14 protein-coding genes are annotated in these 15,674 nt (G+C 66.4%); 6 read left to right on the forward strand and 8 right to left on the reverse strand.

Annotation, left to right across the window (positions count from 1 at the left end; genetic code table 11):
• Positions 1 to 30: 30 nt before the first annotated feature.
• The 6 genes from VFT73_RS04790 to VFT73_RS04815 form a co-directional block, all read right to left on the reverse strand.
• Complete coding sequence (locus VFT73_RS04790; RefSeq protein WP_326409024.1) at positions 31 to 846, reverse strand: cytochrome b/b6 domain-containing protein; 816 nt, start codon at positions 844 to 846, stop codon at positions 31 to 33.
• Between the two features lie 61 nt (positions 847 to 907).
• Positions 908 to 2,308, reverse strand: a complete 1,401-nt coding sequence (locus tag VFT73_RS04795; RefSeq protein WP_326409025.1) for a M20/M25/M40 family metallo-hydrolase — start codon at positions 2,306 to 2,308, stop codon at positions 908 to 910.
• A gap of 31 nt (positions 2,309 to 2,339) precedes the next feature.
• A complete protein-coding gene (zapE, locus tag VFT73_RS04800) occupies positions 2,340 to 3,449 on the reverse strand; it encodes a cell division protein ZapE (RefSeq protein WP_326409026.1) in 1,110 nt (369 codons plus the stop codon).
• Entirely contained in the window at positions 3,446 to 3,901 is a 456-nt protein-coding gene (locus VFT73_RS04805; RefSeq protein WP_326409027.1) for a PaaI family thioesterase, read from the reverse strand. Before VFT73_RS04805 ends, zapE begins: the two co-directional genes overlap by 4 nt.
• 139 nt (positions 3,902 to 4,040) lie before the next feature.
• The gene (locus VFT73_RS04810) at positions 4,041 to 4,826 is read right to left on the reverse strand and encodes a succinate dehydrogenase iron-sulfur subunit (protein ID WP_326409028.1); all 786 of its coding nucleotides are present in this window, start codon (positions 4,824 to 4,826) and stop codon (positions 4,041 to 4,043) included.
• 59 nt (positions 4,827 to 4,885) lie between these two features.
• Complete coding sequence (locus VFT73_RS04815; RefSeq protein WP_326409029.1) at positions 4,886 to 5,884, reverse strand: phosphoribosylglycinamide synthetase; 999 nt, start codon at positions 5,882 to 5,884, stop codon at positions 4,886 to 4,888.
• An 83-nt stretch (positions 5,885 to 5,967) separates the two neighbouring features.
• Here VFT73_RS04815 and VFT73_RS04820 point away from each other — a divergent pair, with 83 nt between their 5' ends.
• The 3 genes from VFT73_RS04820 to VFT73_RS04830 all read left to right on the forward strand — a co-directional run bounded on the left by VFT73_RS04820 (position 5,968) and on the right by VFT73_RS04830 (position 10,267).
• On the forward strand, positions 5,968 to 7,407 hold the full coding sequence (locus VFT73_RS04820; protein WP_326409030.1) for a hypothetical protein: 1,440 nt from the start codon (positions 5,968 to 5,970) through the stop codon (positions 7,405 to 7,407).
• A 139-nt stretch (positions 7,408 to 7,546) separates the two neighbouring features.
• Positions 7,547 to 9,097, forward strand: coding sequence for a sensor histidine kinase (locus VFT73_RS04825; protein WP_326409031.1), 1,551 nt, complete (start codon positions 7,547 to 7,549; stop codon positions 9,095 to 9,097).
• 21 nt (positions 9,098 to 9,118) lie between these two features.
• Positions 9,119 to 10,267: an alpha-hydroxy acid oxidase gene (locus VFT73_RS04830; RefSeq protein ID WP_326409032.1), complete on the forward strand. Its 1,149-nt coding sequence runs from the start codon at positions 9,119 to 9,121 to the stop codon at positions 10,265 to 10,267.
• On the opposite strand, the gene creD is transcribed toward VFT73_RS04830, so the two are convergent.
• The gene (gene creD / locus VFT73_RS04835; RefSeq protein ID WP_326409033.1) at positions 10,254 to 11,636 is read right to left on the reverse strand and encodes a cell envelope integrity protein CreD; all 1,383 of its coding nucleotides are present in this window, start codon (positions 11,634 to 11,636) and stop codon (positions 10,254 to 10,256) included. The two genes, VFT73_RS04830 and creD, sit on opposite strands and share 14 nt — an antisense overlap.
• 84 nt (positions 11,637 to 11,720) lie before the next feature.
• Entirely contained in the window at positions 11,721 to 13,328 is a 1,608-nt protein-coding gene (locus VFT73_RS04840; RefSeq protein WP_326409034.1) for a methyl-accepting chemotaxis protein, read from the reverse strand.
• 141 nt (positions 13,329 to 13,469) lie between these two features.
• Between VFT73_RS04840 and VFT73_RS04845 the strand changes: the two genes are divergently transcribed.
• From VFT73_RS04845 to panB, 3 genes are read left to right on the forward strand one after another with little or no spacing between them, the layout of a single operon-like run.
• A complete protein-coding gene (locus VFT73_RS04845; protein ID WP_326409035.1) occupies positions 13,470 to 14,309 on the forward strand; it encodes a tetratricopeptide repeat protein in 840 nt (279 codons plus the stop codon).
• Positions 14,310 to 14,316: 7 nt separating this feature from the next.
• A complete protein-coding gene (locus VFT73_RS04850; RefSeq protein ID WP_326409036.1) occupies positions 14,317 to 14,778 on the forward strand; it encodes an NUDIX domain-containing protein in 462 nt (153 codons plus the stop codon).
• Positions 14,779 to 14,807: 29 nt separating this feature from the next.
• On the forward strand, positions 14,808 to 15,662 hold the full coding sequence (gene panB / locus VFT73_RS04855) for a 3-methyl-2-oxobutanoate hydroxymethyltransferase (RefSeq protein WP_326409037.1): 855 nt from the start codon (positions 14,808 to 14,810) through the stop codon (positions 15,660 to 15,662).
• The last annotated feature ends 12 nt before the right edge of the window (positions 15,663 to 15,674 follow it).

Here is a 15,674-nt window from a genome sequence, read left to right on the forward strand (position 1 = left end):
CGAGCCAGCGACGGCGGTTCGGCATGCGGTTCATGCGCCTTCTCCTTCCGGCTCAATGGCGTAGCGGCCGGTGATCATCGAGCGAAGATTGTTCCAGAAGCCCGAGGCGACCACCATGACGAGGTGCGTCAGCACGAAGGCGACGATCAGGCCGGCGCAGATGAAGTGGATCGAGCGCGCCGACTGGCGGCCGCCGAACAGGTCCAGCAGCCAGGGCCAGGCCGCATCCATGCCGGGCGACAGCGTCAGGCCGGTGAAGATCATCAGCGGAATCAGCACGAAGATAACTGCGATGTAGCTGAGCTTCTGCAGGGTATTGAATGCGTCCGGATTGTCCGGATCGTGAAAGCGCAACTTCAGATGCTGGATCACGTCGCTCCACAAGTGCCGGGGCGCGATCTCGCTGCGCTTCAGCACCAGATCCTTGCGGATATGGCGGTTGAACAGGCTGGCGAGCAGGAAGAACAGCAGACCGAAGGCGAACACCAGCGCGAAAGTGAAATGCCAGCGCCGGGCATGGGCGAGGTTGTAGCCGGAGGGGATCGTCGCCCAATCGGGGAAGGCCCCGGTGTGGACCTGACCGTCCTTTGCTTCCCAGCGGCCGAGCACGCCGTCGGTATCGAAGCGGCGATCGCCGAGCTTCACATAGCCGCCGTGCCCATCGGCGCCGATCTCCAGCCAGGCGGAATCGAAATTCGCGCCATACTGACCCCAATAAAGCCGAGGGTGCGCGTTGAAGATCATCGCGCCGCTCATCAGCAGCACGAAGACCGCGACCGCGTTCACCCAATGCCAGATGCGCGTGCCGAGCCTGTGACGGTAGATGGACTCAGTCGGCTTGGCCATCGGCCCTCCCGCTCCGCCTTATGCCCCATAGATACGGTCGCGCGAAGCGGCCGGCTTCAGCCTATTTCGCCAGCGCCGTGATCATGCGGGCCCAGTGATCGACATCGTCGTCGAGCGCCTTGACCGGCAGCCGCTCGTCGCGGCCGTGCGCGCGCTCGTCGTCGGGCGAGATGATCCAGCTGCCGTCGACGCCGTAGGTCGGGATTCCGACCGCGCGAAACTCCTTCCCGTCGGTCGCGCCCGTCGACATTTGCGGAATGATCTGGGCATCCGGGAACATCGCATGGACCGAGGCCGTGTAGGCGCCGACCACGTCCGGCCGCAGCGGCGAGACCGGGGTCGGCACATTGGGGTCGTCGGCGACGGTCACCTCGACGCCGGGGCCGACCATCCGCTTCAGTTCCGCTTCGATCACCTTCGGTTCGACGCCGGGCATGATGCGGCAATTGACGCGCCCGGTGGCGATCTGCGGCAGCGCATTGTCGGCATGGCCGCCCGACAGCATGGTGGCAACGCAGCGCGTGCGCGTGGTGCCGACTTCCAGCTCGTTCGCCTCGATCGCATCGGCCGCCGCGCCGTCGTCCGGATTGGCCAGCCAGGCGCGCATCGCGTCGCCCAGCGGGCCTTTCTCCTGCTTCGCGCGCTCGGTGTAATAGGCGCGCGTGGTTTCGTTCAGCTGTGGCTCGAAGCGATAGGCCTCCAGCTTCTTCAGCGCAGTCGCAAGCTCGTAGATGGCATTGTCAGGCCGCGGCCGAGAGCTGTGGCCGCCCCGGTTGCGGACGGTGAAGTCGTAGCTCTGATAGGTCTTTTCGGCCGTCTGGAGGCCGTAACCGAGCGAACGCCCGTCCTTCGTGAACGCCCCGCCGCCGCCGTCCGAGTTCAGCGCGAACTCCGCGTCGGTCCAGCCCTGCTTGCGCCATTCGTTGGCGCCCAGCTTCGCGCCGTTCATCTGCGTCTCTTCGTCGCCGGTGAAGAAGACGATCAGGTCGCGCTTCGGCTTGAACCCTTCGGCCTTGAGCTTCAGCAGCGCGGCCGTGACGGCGACATTGCCCGATTTGATGTCGGTGCTGCCGCGGCCGTAATAATAGCCGTCCTTCTCGACCATCTTGAACGGGTCCATCGTCCAGTCCGACGCCTTCGCCTCGACCACGTCCATGTGCGAGAGCAGCAGGATCGGCTTGGCCTTCGCCTGGCCGGCGGCGGGCCAGCGTACGATCAGCGCGGCTGTGTGATCGCCTTTGAGTCCTTCATAGGGGACGATGCGGATGTCGGTGAAGCCGGCCGCCTTATATTGATCGGCAAGATACTGCGCATAGGCGGGCACCTGCCCCCGCCCCGCGACGGTCGGATAGGCGATTGCCTTCTCCAGCATGTCGCGCGCCTTCGCATGCCACTGGTTATTGGCCGGCGTTGCCAGCGCGGGCGTGGCGAGCAGCAGGGCAGTCAGTCCGATCAGGCGCATTTCGTTTCCCCTCCCGAGTCTTCCTTTGAGACTAGCGCTCGCCATGCCCTTCGGCGAGATAGTCGGCGGAGCGCATTTCCATCAGCCGGCTGACGGTGCGCTCGAACTCGAAGCGGCCGTCGCCTTTTTCGTAGAGCTCGGCCGGCTCGGCATCGGCGGCGGCGAAGAGCTTCACTTTCTGCTCGTAGAGCGCATCGATCAGCGTGACGAACCGCCCCTCTTCGTTGCGGTTCTCGGGCCCGAGCTTCGGGATGCCGACCAGGACGACGGTGTGGAAGCGCCGCGCGATCGCCAGATAGTCCGGCGCCCCGCGTGCCTCGCCGCACAGCCGCTTGAACGAGAACACGGCGACGCCCTTCAGGCTCTTGGGCACATGCAGCGTGCGGCCGCCGGGCACGGGAATATCCTCGGTCGGCACGTGCGCGCGATCTTCGACCGGAAAGTCGGTCATGCGGAAGAACGCGTCGGACAGCGCCTGCGTCGCGTCCGGGCCGTTCGGCACGTGCCAGGTCTTCAGGCCCGAAATGCGCTGCAGCCGGTAGTCGGTCGGACCGTTCAGCGCGATCACGTCCAGCTTCTGCTCGATCAGGTCGATGAAGGGGAGGAAATGTTCGCGGTTCAGCCCGTCCTTGTAGAGGTCACGCGGCGGCCGGTTCGAGGTCGCGACCACGGTGGTCCCGGCGTTGATCAGCGCCGTAAACAGCCGCGACAGGATCATCGCGTCGGGCGAGTTGTTGACGACCATCTCGTCGAAGGCAATCAGCCGCGCCTCGCCCTTCAGATCGGCGGCGACGGCGGGGATCGGGTCGCCCGCTTCCTTGGCGCGTTCGACCCGAAGCCGGTCGTGCACTTCCAGCATGAACTCGTGGAAATGGACGCGCCGCTTTTTCTCGATCCGGACCTGGCCGAAGAACAGGTCCATCAGCATCGATTTGCCGCGTCCGACGCCGCCCCACATGTAGATGCCGCGGGGGGCGGGCTGCGGCCGCGCGGCCAGACGCCACAGGATGCTTCCCTTGTTCGGGACCGCTTCCAGCTCGCTCGCGAGCCGGTCGAGAAGGCGGGCGGCGCTGGCCTGGGCAGGGTCCTGGCGCAACTGGCCGTCGTGGACCAATTCGTCGTAGCGCGCGAAGACGCTCATTCGCCGCTCGGTTTGCGGATCGTGCCGGAATAGGAGGCGATGACTGCGTCGCCCTGCTCGACCAGGCCGCGGATGAAGACGAGACGGCGGGTGGTGCGCAGCACCTCGCTGACGAAGTCGAGCGGCTGACCGATGTCGGCCGCGCCAACGAATTGGGTGGACAGGTCGAGCGTCACCGCCGTGCCTGCCTCGATGATGCCCTTGCTGCGCGACGTGGCGAACAGCGCGACGTCGATGAAGCCCAGCAGCGCGCCGCCGTGCACCTTGTCGGCCAGATTGGAATGGCTGCGATCGGGAAAGGCGCGCATCCTGACGCGGCCGTCTGCATCGACCCGGACGATCATTCTCCCGAGCGCGGAGTTGAAGCGCGTCGGATCGCGAAAACCCCAGCGCATCCAGCCGGGATTGTCGGGATCGGGCTCGTGGAGGAAGCCAGTGGGAAGGTGGGTCATACTGATCCCCCTCCCTGCAAGGGAGGGGCGAGGGGTGGGTATCGGCCGCAGGCCGAGCGAAACACCGAGTCCAGAAATGCTCGCTGACGCTCGCTACCCACCCCCGACCCCTCCCTAAAAAAGAGGGGAGGACGACGCATCAAATGATCCGCTCGACTTCCATCTTCTTGATCTCGGCGATCGCCTTGGCCGGGTTGAGGCCCTTGGGACAGACGTTCGCGCAATTCATGATGGTGTGGCAGCGGTAGAGGCGGAACGGGTCCTCCAGCTCATCCAGGCGTTCGCCGGTATTCTCGTCGCGGCTGTCCGCAAGCCAGCGATAGGCCTGGAGCAGGATCGCGGGGCCCAGGAACTTGTCGGAGTTCCACCAATAGCTGGGACACGACGTCGAGCAGCAGGCGCAAAGAATGCACTCGTAGAGCCCGTCGAGCTTGGCGCGATCCTCAGGCGTCTGCAGCCGTTCCTTACCCGAGGGCGGCGGCGTCACGGTCTTCAGCCACGGCTGGATCGACGCGTATTGCGCATAGAAGCGGCTGAAATCGGGGACGAGATCCTTGATCACGTCCATGTGCGGCAGCGGCGTGATCTGCACTTCCTTGCGGCAATCCTCGATCGCGTGGGTGCAGGCGAGCGTGTTGCGGCCGTCGATGTTCATCGAGCAGCTGCCGCAAATCCCCTCACGACAGGAACGGCGGAAAGTGAGGGTCGAATCCTGCTCGCTCTTGATCTTGATCAGCGCGTCGAGGACCATCGGCCCGCAGCTGTCCAGATCGACCTCGAACGTGTCGTAGCGCGGGTTTTCGCCCGAATCCGGATCGTAGCGGTAGATCTTGAACTTTCGCACGCGGGTGGCGCCAGGGGCGGCGGGAAAGCTCTTCCCGTTCTTCCGGACGACACTGTTCTTGGGCAGCGCGAATTCGGCCATCTCTTTCCCCGTGCAAAGCTGCACTCTCGATAGGGCGACGTAGCGCCCGACTCAACCGTTCAGATGAGGCCGTGGCGGTCGAGACTTTCGGCCAGGATCGTCTCGATCAGCTGCGGCTGGGTCCACCCGTAGCGTTTCGCCGACCGGCCGAAGACCTTTTCGGACCACAGGTTGCAGTTGAGATTGACCTCAAGGAAGCGCACCTCGCCCTTCTCCAGGTCGACCCGGAACTCGTAGCGGCCATAGTCGAACGGGAAGAACTCGCCGAGCATCTTGCGCGTCAGCTCGTCGATGATCGGCTGGATTTTCGCATCCTCGAAGTCGACCAGCTGGTATTTCTGGGTGCGATCGACCAGGTCACGTTTCTCGTAATAGGTGCGCAGGTGGCTGGGATCGGCCTGCTGAAACAGCATCATCGGCATGACGAGCGGCTGGCCGCCGACGGTGATCACCGGCACTTCGACGTCGGAGCCGATCAGGAACGGCTCCATGATCGCGTCATGGCCCATATCATGGATCTCGGCGATGGCACGCGTAACGCTGGTCCAGTCATGCGCGTCCATCACGCCCCAGGATGCGGACGAGGCGTTCGGCTTGATGACCATGCGCTCGGCCATAGGCGCGCCGTCCTCCGTCACGGGCGCGCCGCGGCGGAAGATCTTCCACGGCGCGGTCGGGATGCCGCGCGAGACCGCGCAAAGCTTGGTCAGGTGCTTGTCGTCCGACAGCCCGCGCAGGATCGGCGAGGCGCCCAGATAGGGCAGCCGCAGCCGCGTGCACAGCAAGGGCAGCATCATTTCCGAGTTCAGGAAGCCGCCGCGATTGAGCAGCGGAAACACGAAATCGACGCCGGGATCGTCGAACAGCGCATCGTATTTATCGGCGAGCTTCAGATTCAGACCCAGACTTTCCAGGATCTGGCGCACCTCGACATGGTACAGCGCGTGGTTGCCGTCCTCCGGGTGGAGGCCGCCGCCCCATTTGGCGTGCTTGGCGATGAACATGATCGTGAGGCGATCCTTCGCCTCCTGCGGAATCGTGAGCGGCTTGACGGTCATGGCCGCCCCATAGGCCCGGCAAGCGGCGACGCCAAGCGTGGCGCCGCTTGCGCGCGGCAAACCGGCGGTTAAAGCGGCGCGTCATGCGTTTCGAAGAGCTGTCGCCCGATGAGGCCCGCGCCGCCGAACTGATGACCACCGGCGGCGACGCCCGGATCGTCCTCACGCCCAAGTGCCACCAGAACCGCTATTATTCGGCGCCCTGGCCGCAGGACGTGCTGGCCTATGCGTCGTCGACCGCGAACGACATTTCGCCGGACGCATTCGCGCGAGTGAGTGGGCTGGGCGACCAGGATTACGGCACCGGGCTGGAGGCGCTGCGCCGCCGCATCCGCGCCGCCTATGGCGTGCCAGACGATGTTGCGATCGTGTTCGCGCCGTCGGGAACCGACCTTGAATATGTCGCGCTCGCCTGCGTTCATGACCGGGCGGAGCGGCTGCACAACGTGCTACTGGGCGCGGACGAAGTCGGGAGCGGCTGCATCCATTCGGCGCATGGTCGTTATTTCGCGAACGAGACGGCGCTGGGCGTACAGGTGCAGCCGGGCGAACCGGTGCCAGGCTTGGGCGAGCGGGTCAGCATCGAGGACGTGCCGGTCCGCGACGCGCTTGGCCACGCCTTCACAAGCGCCTGTATCCGCGACCGGATAGAGCAGGATATCGAGCGGGCCGGCGACGCGCACACGCTCGTCCATGTCGTTCATGGCTCCAAGACCGGGCTGATCCTGCCTTTGCTCGAAGACATCGACGACCTGATCGCGCGGCACGGCGAGCGGATGACGCTGGTTGTGGACGCGTGCCAGGCGCGGATCACCAGCGCCGCGATCGGCGACTATCTGAAGCGCGACGCGATCGTGTTCGTCACCGGCTCCAAATTCATGGGCGGCCCGCCGTTCAGCGGCTTCGCGCTGGTGCCGCCAGCGCTGGCGGCACGCGCGCCGCGGTTGCCCGAAGGATTTCGGACGATCTTCCGCCGCGCTGAATGGCCGGTCGGCTGGCCGGGGCGCGAAGCGCTGGAGGACGGCGCCAATCCGGGCCTGCTGCTCCGCCTCGAAGCCTCTGTGTTCGAACTGGAGCGGTTCCAGCAGCTTTCGCTGGAGCACGTGACGCGGGTGATCCTCGCTTTCCACGCCGCTGTGCGAACGGCGATGGTCGAGCGCCTGGGCGGCCGGCGCATGGCTCCCTACCCGCCCGGCCACCGCGCCGAAGGCGATGCCCATCCGATCGAGATGCGGACGCTCTCCACGATCGACCTGTCGCGCCGGCCCGGCCATCCGGACTTCGACGAAGCGGTGCGCATCCACAAGGCGCTGGTCGAGCGCGGCATCCGCCTTGGCCAGCCGGTCAAATGCGTGAAGCTGGAAGACGGCCGCTGGGGCGCGACGCTCCGCCTCGGCCTGTCGATGCCACAGGTGGTGGCGCTCGACCGGCTCGACGACGGCGCGCTGGAGCGGAAACTCGCGGCCGATATGGATCGCATTGCCGCCGCGATCGAAACAATGACAATGCCGGCAAGCTCCTGAATCTCCTTACCTAATCTGCTCTCAAGCCGCCGAGAGCCTTGTCGGAGCCGCGCATTGCCCCTATCAACGGACTGCGGGGGACCAATCGGATCGAATCGTTTCGGGTCGTTAGCCCCACCCAGCATGTCGGGTCCGGATATTGCAGAACGATCAATCTCATTCTCCTGCCGGTGCTGCCGCTGCATCGGAGCTCGACTATCGCCGCCAGCAACAGCAGCTGCTTTCGGATTTCGGACTGTTCGCGCTCGGCTGCACCGATCTGGATGCGCTGATGCAGCACGCCTGCGAATTGGCGGCACGCGGTCTGGATACCGAATTCGCCAAGGTGCTGCGTTATCGCCCCGAGCCGGACGATCTGCTCGTCTGTCGTGGTGTCGGCTGGAGGCCCGGCGTAGTCGGTCACGCGACGATCGGCGCAGATCTGGGCTCGCCGGCTGGCTACGCACTCAAGACCGGTCAGCCGGTCATTTCCAATCACCTCGACGCGGAGACGCGGTTCCGCACGCCGGCGCTCCTGGTCGAGCATGGCGTGCGGCGCGCGATCAACGTGCTGATCCCGGAATCGAGCGAGTTTCGCGGCGTGCTCGAAGTGGATTCGACCGGCGGTCATGAATTCGTCGATGCCGATCTCGACTATCTGCAGAGCCTGGCCCAATGGCTTGGCGCCGCGATGGAGCGGCAGCGCGTAGAGGATGCGAAGCGTAGCTCGGACCAGCGCTACCACGCGCTTTTCGACGCGATCGACGCCGGCTTCTGCGTCATCGAAATGAGGTTCGACGAAGATGCCCATCCGGTCGACTATCGCTTCGTCGAGGTGAACCAAGCATTCGAACAACAGACGGGTCTTGCCGATGCGGCAGGCCGGTGGATGCGGGATTTGGCGCCGGCCCACGAGCAGCACTGGTTCGATATCTATGGCCGCGTCGCTCAGTCGGGCGAGCCGATCCGCTTCGAGGAGAATGCAGAAGCGCTCGGCCGATGGTTCAGCGTCTACGCCTTCCCTGTCGGCAAACCGGACGAACAGCTGGTCGGCATTCTGTTTACGGACATAACCGCTCGCAAGCGGCTGGAAGAAGTGCTCCAGGACAAGGTCGCGCATCAGGAGACGCTGATGCGGGAGGTCAGCCACCGCGTGAAAAACAGCCTCGCGCTGGTCGGCAGCATGCTGCACATGCAGGGCCGTGCCGCCGGAGACGAGGAAGTCAGGAGCACCATCGCCGATGCGCAGACGCGCGTGATGGCGATTGCGCAGGTGCACGATCAGCTCTGGCGCCAGAACCAGATGGAGCGGATCGATCTTGCGACGTTCCTGGGTGACCTTTGCGCCAAGCTGCAGGAGACCGAAAAGCGATACCGGCTCCGCTACGCGATCGATCTGGTCGCGATCCCGACCGATCAAGCGATCCCTCTGGGGCTGATCGTCAACGAACTCGTCACCAACGCCTTCAAATATGCCTATCCGGGCGAAACCGGCGGCGATGTCAGCGTGACGCTCCGCGGCACCAGCAACGGCATTCGGCTGGAGGTCGCGGACGAAGGTGTCGGGCTGCCCGATTCCGTCGATTTCGGGGCATCGACAACAAGCCTCGGCGGGCGGATCGTCCACGCGCTGACACGCCAGCTCGGGGCCACGCTTTCGGTCGAGTCTGGACCGCCCGGCTCCCGGTTCATAATCGATATTCCCCAATAGCTAGAGAAGCGAGGGGCGGGTTTGAGGCTGCGGGACTGCCACAATTGCGAAGACTTTCGTCGCCTGGCCAAAGCGCGCCTGCCGTCGCCCGTCTTCCACTATATCGACGGTGCGGCCGACGATGAGGTGACCAAGGCGCGCAATACGGCCGCGTTCGAACAGTGCGACCTGGTGCCGCGCGTGCTCGCCGGCGTCGAGCAGGTCGACATGCGCACGACCCTGATGGGCCGCGAGGTCGCAATGCCGCTGTTCTTTTCGCCGACGGCGCTGCAGCGGCTGTTCCACTGGCAGGGAGAGCGGGCGGTCGGCGCCGCGGCGGAGAAGTTCGGCACATGGTTCGGCATTTCGAGCCTGGCGACGGTCAGCATCGAGGAGGTCGGCGCGACCGTGAAGGCGCCGAAGCTGTTCCAGCTGTACGTCCACAAGGACCAGGGCCTGAACCGATCGATGGTCGAGCGCTGCAGGGCGGCAGGCTTCGACGCGGTCGCGCTGACCGTCGACACGATCGTCGCAGGCAATCGCGAGCGGTGCCTGCGCACCGGTTTCACTTCGCCGCCGCGGTTGACGCCACGCTCGGCACTGAGCTTCGCCGCGCATCCGCGCTGGACGCTCGACTATCTGTTCCGTGAGCCCTTCTCGCTGCCCAACCTCCAGACCCATGTGAAACAAGGCACAAAGGTCGCGCTGTCGGTCGCCGACTATTTCGACACGATGCTGGACCCGTCGATGGACTGGAAAGCGGCCGAGCGCATCCGCGCCGATTGGGGCGGCGCATTCTGCCTGAAAGGCGTGATGTCGGTCGAGGATGCGCGGCGCGCGGTGGATATCGGCGCGACGGCGATCATGGTGTCGAATCATGGCGGTCGGCAGCTCGACGGTTCCAGAGCGCCGTTCGACCAGCTCGCCGAGATCGTCGACGCGGTCGGCGACCGGATCGAGGTGATCTGCGACGGCGGTATCCGGCGCGGCACGCATGTGCTGAAAGCACTGTCGGTCGGCGCGACGGCATGTTCGGGCGGCCGCTTCTACCTCTACGCGCTCGCCGCCGCGGGACAGCCGGGCGTCGAGCGCGCGATCGGCAAGCTGCGGGCCGAGATCGAGCGAGGCATGAAGCTGATGGGCGCCCGCAGCCTCGCCAATCTCGGCCGCGACAATCTCAGGTGGCGCTGATCCGCTTGCCCGTCCAGTCGACGCGCCGCGTCAGGTACATCACCGCGCCGAGCGCCACGAACAGCAGCACCGATCCGATCAGCAGCGAATAGGCCTCGAGGCTGAGCAGGATGTAGAGCACGGCGTAGAGCGCGACGAGCAGGCCGCCGATCCAGACCGCGCGCCGCCAGCTTTTCAGCACTGCCGCCGAGTAGGCCGCGATCTGGCCGATGATGGCGGCGCTCGCCAGCAGATAAGCGGCGGTGAAGCCGATCACCTCGGCGAAGGCGAGCAGCAGCACGAAGAACAGCACCAGCCCGACGCCGACCAGCAGATATTCGACACCGGCGACGGCGACGCCGCCGATCACGTCGAACATCAGGAAGGCGAGAAACGTGAAGCCGATGAACAGGAAGCCGTATTTCACCGCCCGGTTGACCTGGCTGTAGAGATCGACCGGCTGGATCAGCGTGATCCGCGCCTCATGCTCGCCGGCCTCCGGTCCCTGTATGCGCGGACCGGAAGGGGTCGCCTGCGCCGGGTCGCGCACATCGACCAGCGACTGGCCGAGCGCGAGGTTGCCGACGCGGTAGGTAGCGGAAAAGCCCTTGTCCCCGACCTGCCGCGAAGCCGGCAGGAAGCCGCCCTGAAAGCTCGGATGCGGCCAGGGCGAAATCACGCGCCACCGCGTGTCGCCGGCCTGCGGGGCCAGCGTCAGCGAATCGTTGCCCCGCATCGCATAGGCAAAATCGGCGACGATCGCCCCGCCCTTCAGCGCCGAAGCGTCGAGCGGGGCGTAGAAGCCGGAGCCGCCGGTCTCGGCCGGCCCCTTGCCGGGCTGGAGCGTCAGGGACGTGCCGCCCAGCCGCACCTGCGGCGGCGCGCCGAACAGACCGCGCGCGTCGGACAGGCCGAAGCGCAGCTCCGCCCGGTCGAAGGCGAGCCGGTCGACGGTCACGCCATAGCGCGCGAGATCGGCGGGAAGCGCGAACCGCGCCTGCCCTTTGACCGCTGCCTCGTAGACGACGGCCTCGTAGATCGAGCGCTTGCGCCGCTCAGGGCTGAGCTTCGTTTCAAGCTCCGCGACGTCGGGCGACAGCGCCAGCTCGCGCCACACGTCGTGGCTGCGGGTGACCTGCCGCCCGCCTTCGACGACGGTTTCGGTCGCCTGATCGAGAAACGGGATGACGAGGAAAGGGCCGGCGATTGTCTGGGGCCCGCCCCAGCCCTGGGCGATCGATGCGCGGGCGACCTGGGATTGCGACTGCCGGTCGTAGACGAGCAGATACACCGAAAACAGCGGGATCGCGAGGATCAGGCCGATCAGCGCAGCCCAGACGAACTTCGCTCCCGGCGTGCGCTCCGGGCGCGCGGGCACAGTGTCTTCCATCAGGCACCTCCGTTCAGCCGTGCTGTATCAGCGACGAACGGAGCGAAATCCAGTCGCAAACTGTCGCGAAGTGTCTCCAGCCGCTCAGGCCGCGCGTAGCTCGTTCAGGAATGCTCTGGTTTCGGTAAGGATCGACCGGGTGCGCTCGACCAGCTCTGACGAGCGGTCCTCCACCTTCTCGGTCAGTTCGGACGAGACGGTGGCGGCCTGCTTCGCCTCCGCGACCCGGCCGTGCACATCGGCAGCAAACGAAGCGGCGGCAAGCGCGTGCTGTTCGAGTTCGCCGACGATCGCGCCCTGGCCTTCAAGCGCGCCGGCCAGTGTCCGTGCCAACTCGTCGAAGATCGCGAGGCAGCCCTGCATCTCGGCGATCGCCGCTTCGGTGTGAGTCGACGCGCTGGCGATATCCTCCGCCTTCTGGCGGACGTCTCCGGTGGCGCGGCCGGTCTGGTTGGCGAGCGACTTCACTTCCGACGCGACCACCGCAAAGCCGCGTCCCGCCTCGCCCGCGCGCGCAGCCTCGATCGTCGCATTGAGGGCGAGCAGATTGGTCTGCCGCGCGATGTCCTCGATGGTGGACGAAATCGCGCCGATCCCCTGCGCATTGCGGATGAGGGCGCGGAATTGCTCCTCGGCTCGGCCGGTCAGATCATAGGCGCGCACGTTGGCCGATGCCTGGTCATCCACACGCGCCTGGACCGACGCCAGTGCGTGACGAAGATCGGCGGCGAGTCCGGCAAGGGCCGCCATGTCGGCTTCGGACCGGTCGACCTTGCCCGCCAGCTCGACAAAGCGCTGGTGGCTCGCGAGCGCCGATTGCGCGAGCTGGCGCGCCATCAGGCCAGCCTGTTCCGCATCGGACGCGATCGCCTCGATTCCGGAGAGCAGCCGCGATTCGAAGGATCGCGCGATTTCCGCGATGTCACGCCGCCGCTCCTCGTCGCGCTCCTGCCGGGCGCGTGCGGCAGATTCCGAGTCTTCGGCGGCACGGGCGGCCGCGGTTTCGGCTTCGCGCGCGGCGAGGATAGCGATCTCTGCGCGCGCGCGCTCGGCTTCCGCACCGCTGCGATATTGCTCGACGATCATTGCGTGCTGCCCGATCACCGTGCGCGCGAGCATCAGCACGAAGACGCCCAGGAAGGCATAGACCGGCCATTCGATCGCGCTGACCCGCGCATAGACGCCGCACACGATCGTGACCGTCGTCAGGAACGTCGCGGCGGCGGCCGGGATCGGCGCGTAGCGCAGGGCTCCGACCGCCATCACGCCCGCCATCACCGCAACCACAAGCACCTGAAGCTCGGGCGGCGCATAGAGGCCGGCATTGGACAGGAAGATGAACCAGCCGAGCGCAACGAAGGCGGCTTCGGCGGAAATCTGGCGCACGCGCTCCTGCGGGAGCGCGACCTGCCAGCCCGCGGCCCGATCGCGGAACCAGCGCACGAGCATCACGCAGCAGGTCAGGAAGTGGAATGCGGCGGCCGCAAGAATAGAAACGCGGTTCGGCGAGCCGAAGCTCGCCAGCAGCACACCGCCCGAAACGAGCAGGCTGGTCGCGAACGAGACCGGATAGGTGCGGGTCGCCGCGTCGATCTGCGCACGCAGCAATTCGTCGGGCAAGCCATCCGAACGCAGCGCCGCGATCAATGCCGAGGTTCGCCCGCCGGCTGCTATGCCCCCATATGCCCGCACCTGCCCGCTTTAGCGGCCACTTGGCTAATAGCCCGTTAACCGTGCCGGATCGCGACGCCATGGGTTTCGCCCGCACCCCTCTTCAGGCTAGGGACAGCTATTCTCGGCACATTGGCACATTGATTTGTTTGAGGCTTGTTGATGCTGAAACGACTGACGCTTCTCCTGCTGCTCGGCGCCGCCGCAACGCCGCTCGCTGCCCAATCCTCGCGCGACCTCGACGCGCGCGTCGGCAAGATCGAGAAGGAATTGCGCGCGGTGCAGCGCAAGGTCTTCCCCGACGGCCAGCCGCTCGAACCCGAAATCGTCGCGCCCCGGCCGGCGCCCGAGCCGATCGGCGGACCGGTCAGCTCGCCGGTCGCGGACCTGATCGGGCGCGTCGACGCGATCGAGAGCCAGCTCCGCTCGCTGACCGCCCATGTCGAGCAGAACGGCCATCGCGTCAGCCAGCTGGAAGACCAGGTGAAGCAGTTGATCGCCGATGCGGAGGCGCGCGCCGCCGCGGAAGCGCCGCCAACGGCGCTGGTGCCGCCGAGCGAGATCGAGCAGCCCGCTGCCCCGCCGCCCGATGTCGAGCGGCCGTCGACCGGCGATCCGGCCGAAGACGGGTATATCTACGGATTCCGGCTGTGGCAGGCGAAAGCCTATGACCGGGCGGAGACCGAGCTGAAGCGGGTGGCGGACAAATATCCCGATCACCGCAGGGCGTCGTTCGCGCAGAACCTGCTCGGGCGCGCCTATCTGGACGAAGGCAAGCCGGCCCAGGCCGCCGTCGCGCTATACGACAGCTACAAGAAGTGGCCGAAAGGCGAACGCGCGGCGGAGAGCCTCTATTGGCTGGGCCAGGCGCTGACCCAGCTCAAGAAGCCTGCCGATGCGTGCAAGGTCTATGCGCAATTCGGCGACGATTATGGCGCGACCGCATCGGACGGCCTGAAGGCTCAGGTCGCGGCTGGCCGGAAGCAGGCCAAGTGCGGCTGATGAGCGCATGAAGCGTCTGAGCGCCGGAATCCTGCTGTTCCGGCGCGTCGGGCGCACGCTCGAAGTCCTGCTGATCCGCCCCGGCGGCCCTTATTGGCGCAAGCGCGATGTCGGCGCCTGGCAGATCCCGAAAGGCGCGGTCGAAGAAGGCGAGGAGCCGCTTGCCGCCGCGTTCCGCGAGGTCGAAGAGGAATTGGGGCTGCGGCTGGAGGGCGAGCCGCTCCCCCTCGGCCGCATCCGCCAGACCGGCGGCAAGCTGGTGGAGGCCTATGCGCTCGAAGCGGGCTTCGATCCGGCGGCGCTGGTCAGCATCATGTTCGATCTCGAATGGCCGCCGCGCAGCGGCAAGATGCAGCAATTCCCCGAGGTCGAGGAAGCGCGCTGGTTCACGGTTCCCGCCGCGACCGAGATGATGCTGCCCAGCCAGCTGCCGCTGCTCGGACGGCTGGTCGAGACGCTGGGCTGGTGATTTCGGCCCGGACGGCGCAAAAGCGCGCCATGTCCACGTACACGATCGACACCGCAACCAGTCGCGCTCATCCGACGCCCGCTCCGATGAAGCGGCTGACCGTTCCCGCCGTCCGCGCGCGCAAGGGCGGCGAACCGCTCGTCATGCTGACTGCCTATACCGTGCGCATGGCGCAGCTGCTCGATCCGCATTGCGACATCCTGCTGGTCGGCGACAGCCTGGGCCAGGTGATCTACGGCCTTCCCTCGACCCTTCCGGTCAGCCTGGACATGATGTGCGCGCATGGAGCAGCGGTGGTGCGCGGCAGCTATCACGCGCTGGTGATCGTCGACATGCCGTTCGGCAGCTATGAGGCCAGCCCCGAGCAGGCCTTTGCTTCCGCATCGCGCGTGCTGGCAGAGACCGGTGCGGCGGGCGTCAAGCTGGAAGGCGGCGAGACCATGGCCCCCACCGTCGCATTCCTGACGGCACGCGGCATTCCGGTGATGGCGCATGTCGGCCTGACGCCGCAATCGGTCAACGCACTCGGCGGTTACGGCGCGCGCGGCCGCACCAACGAAGAACATTCGCGCATCATTGCCGACGCCCGCGCCGTCGCCGGGGCCGGGGCCTTCTCGGTCGTGGCCGAGGGCGTGATCGAGCCGCTGGCGCGCGCGATCACTGCCGAAGTGTCCTGCCCGGTCATCGGCATCGGCGCCTCGGCCGAATGCGACGGGCAGGTCCTGGTCGCCGAAGACATGCTCGGCCTGTTCGAGCGCACGCCGCGGTTCGTGAAGCGTTATGCCGACATGGCGTCGATGATCGGCGACGCAGTCACGGCCTATGCGGCCGATGTGCGCGCCCGCGCCTTTCCCGGGCCCGAGCAGGTTTACGCCCCCAAGTAGCGGCTTCCGTTT

The sequence above is a fragment of the Sphingomonas sp. genome (genome assembly GCF_035758555.1).
Taxonomy (GTDB): Bacteria; Pseudomonadota; Alphaproteobacteria; order Sphingomonadales; family Sphingomonadaceae; genus Sphingomonas_B.

What these genes read in the sequence shown, in the direction of transcription:
- VFT73_RS04845 (WP_326409035.1), top strand. Translation starts at nt 13,470, where the DNA reads ATGCTGAAACGACTGACGCTTCTCCTGCTGCTCGGCGCCGCCGCAACG.
- zapE (WP_326409026.1), bottom strand. Translation starts at nt 3,449, where the DNA reads ATGAGCGTCTTCGCGCGCTACGACGAATTGGTCCACGACGGCCAGTTG.
- VFT73_RS04820 (WP_326409030.1), top strand. Translation starts at nt 5,968, where the DNA reads ATGCGTTTCGAAGAGCTGTCGCCCGATGAGGCCCGCGCCGCCGAACTG.
- VFT73_RS04810 (WP_326409028.1), bottom strand. Translation starts at nt 4,826, where the DNA reads ATGGCCGAATTCGCGCTGCCCAAGAACAGTGTCGTCCGGAAGAACGGG.
- VFT73_RS04795 (WP_326409025.1), bottom strand. Translation starts at nt 2,308, where the DNA reads ATGCGCCTGATCGGACTGACTGCCCTGCTGCTCGCCACGCCCGCGCTG.
- VFT73_RS04805 (WP_326409027.1), bottom strand. Translation starts at nt 3,901, where the DNA reads ATGACCCACCTTCCCACTGGCTTCCTCCACGAGCCCGATCCCGACAAT.
- panB (WP_326409037.1), top strand. Translation starts at nt 14,808, where the DNA reads ATGTCCACGTACACGATCGACACCGCAACCAGTCGCGCTCATCCGACG.
- VFT73_RS04815 (WP_326409029.1), bottom strand. Translation starts at nt 5,884, where the DNA reads ATGACCGTCAAGCCGCTCACGATTCCGCAGGAGGCGAAGGATCGCCTC.
- VFT73_RS04790 (WP_326409024.1), bottom strand. Translation starts at nt 846, where the DNA reads ATGGCCAAGCCGACTGAGTCCATCTACCGTCACAGGCTCGGCACGCGC.
- creD (WP_326409033.1), bottom strand. Translation starts at nt 11,636, where the DNA reads ATGGAAGACACTGTGCCCGCGCGCCCGGAGCGCACGCCGGGAGCGAAG.
- VFT73_RS04850 (WP_326409036.1), top strand. Translation starts at nt 14,317, where the DNA reads ATGAAGCGTCTGAGCGCCGGAATCCTGCTGTTCCGGCGCGTCGGGCGC.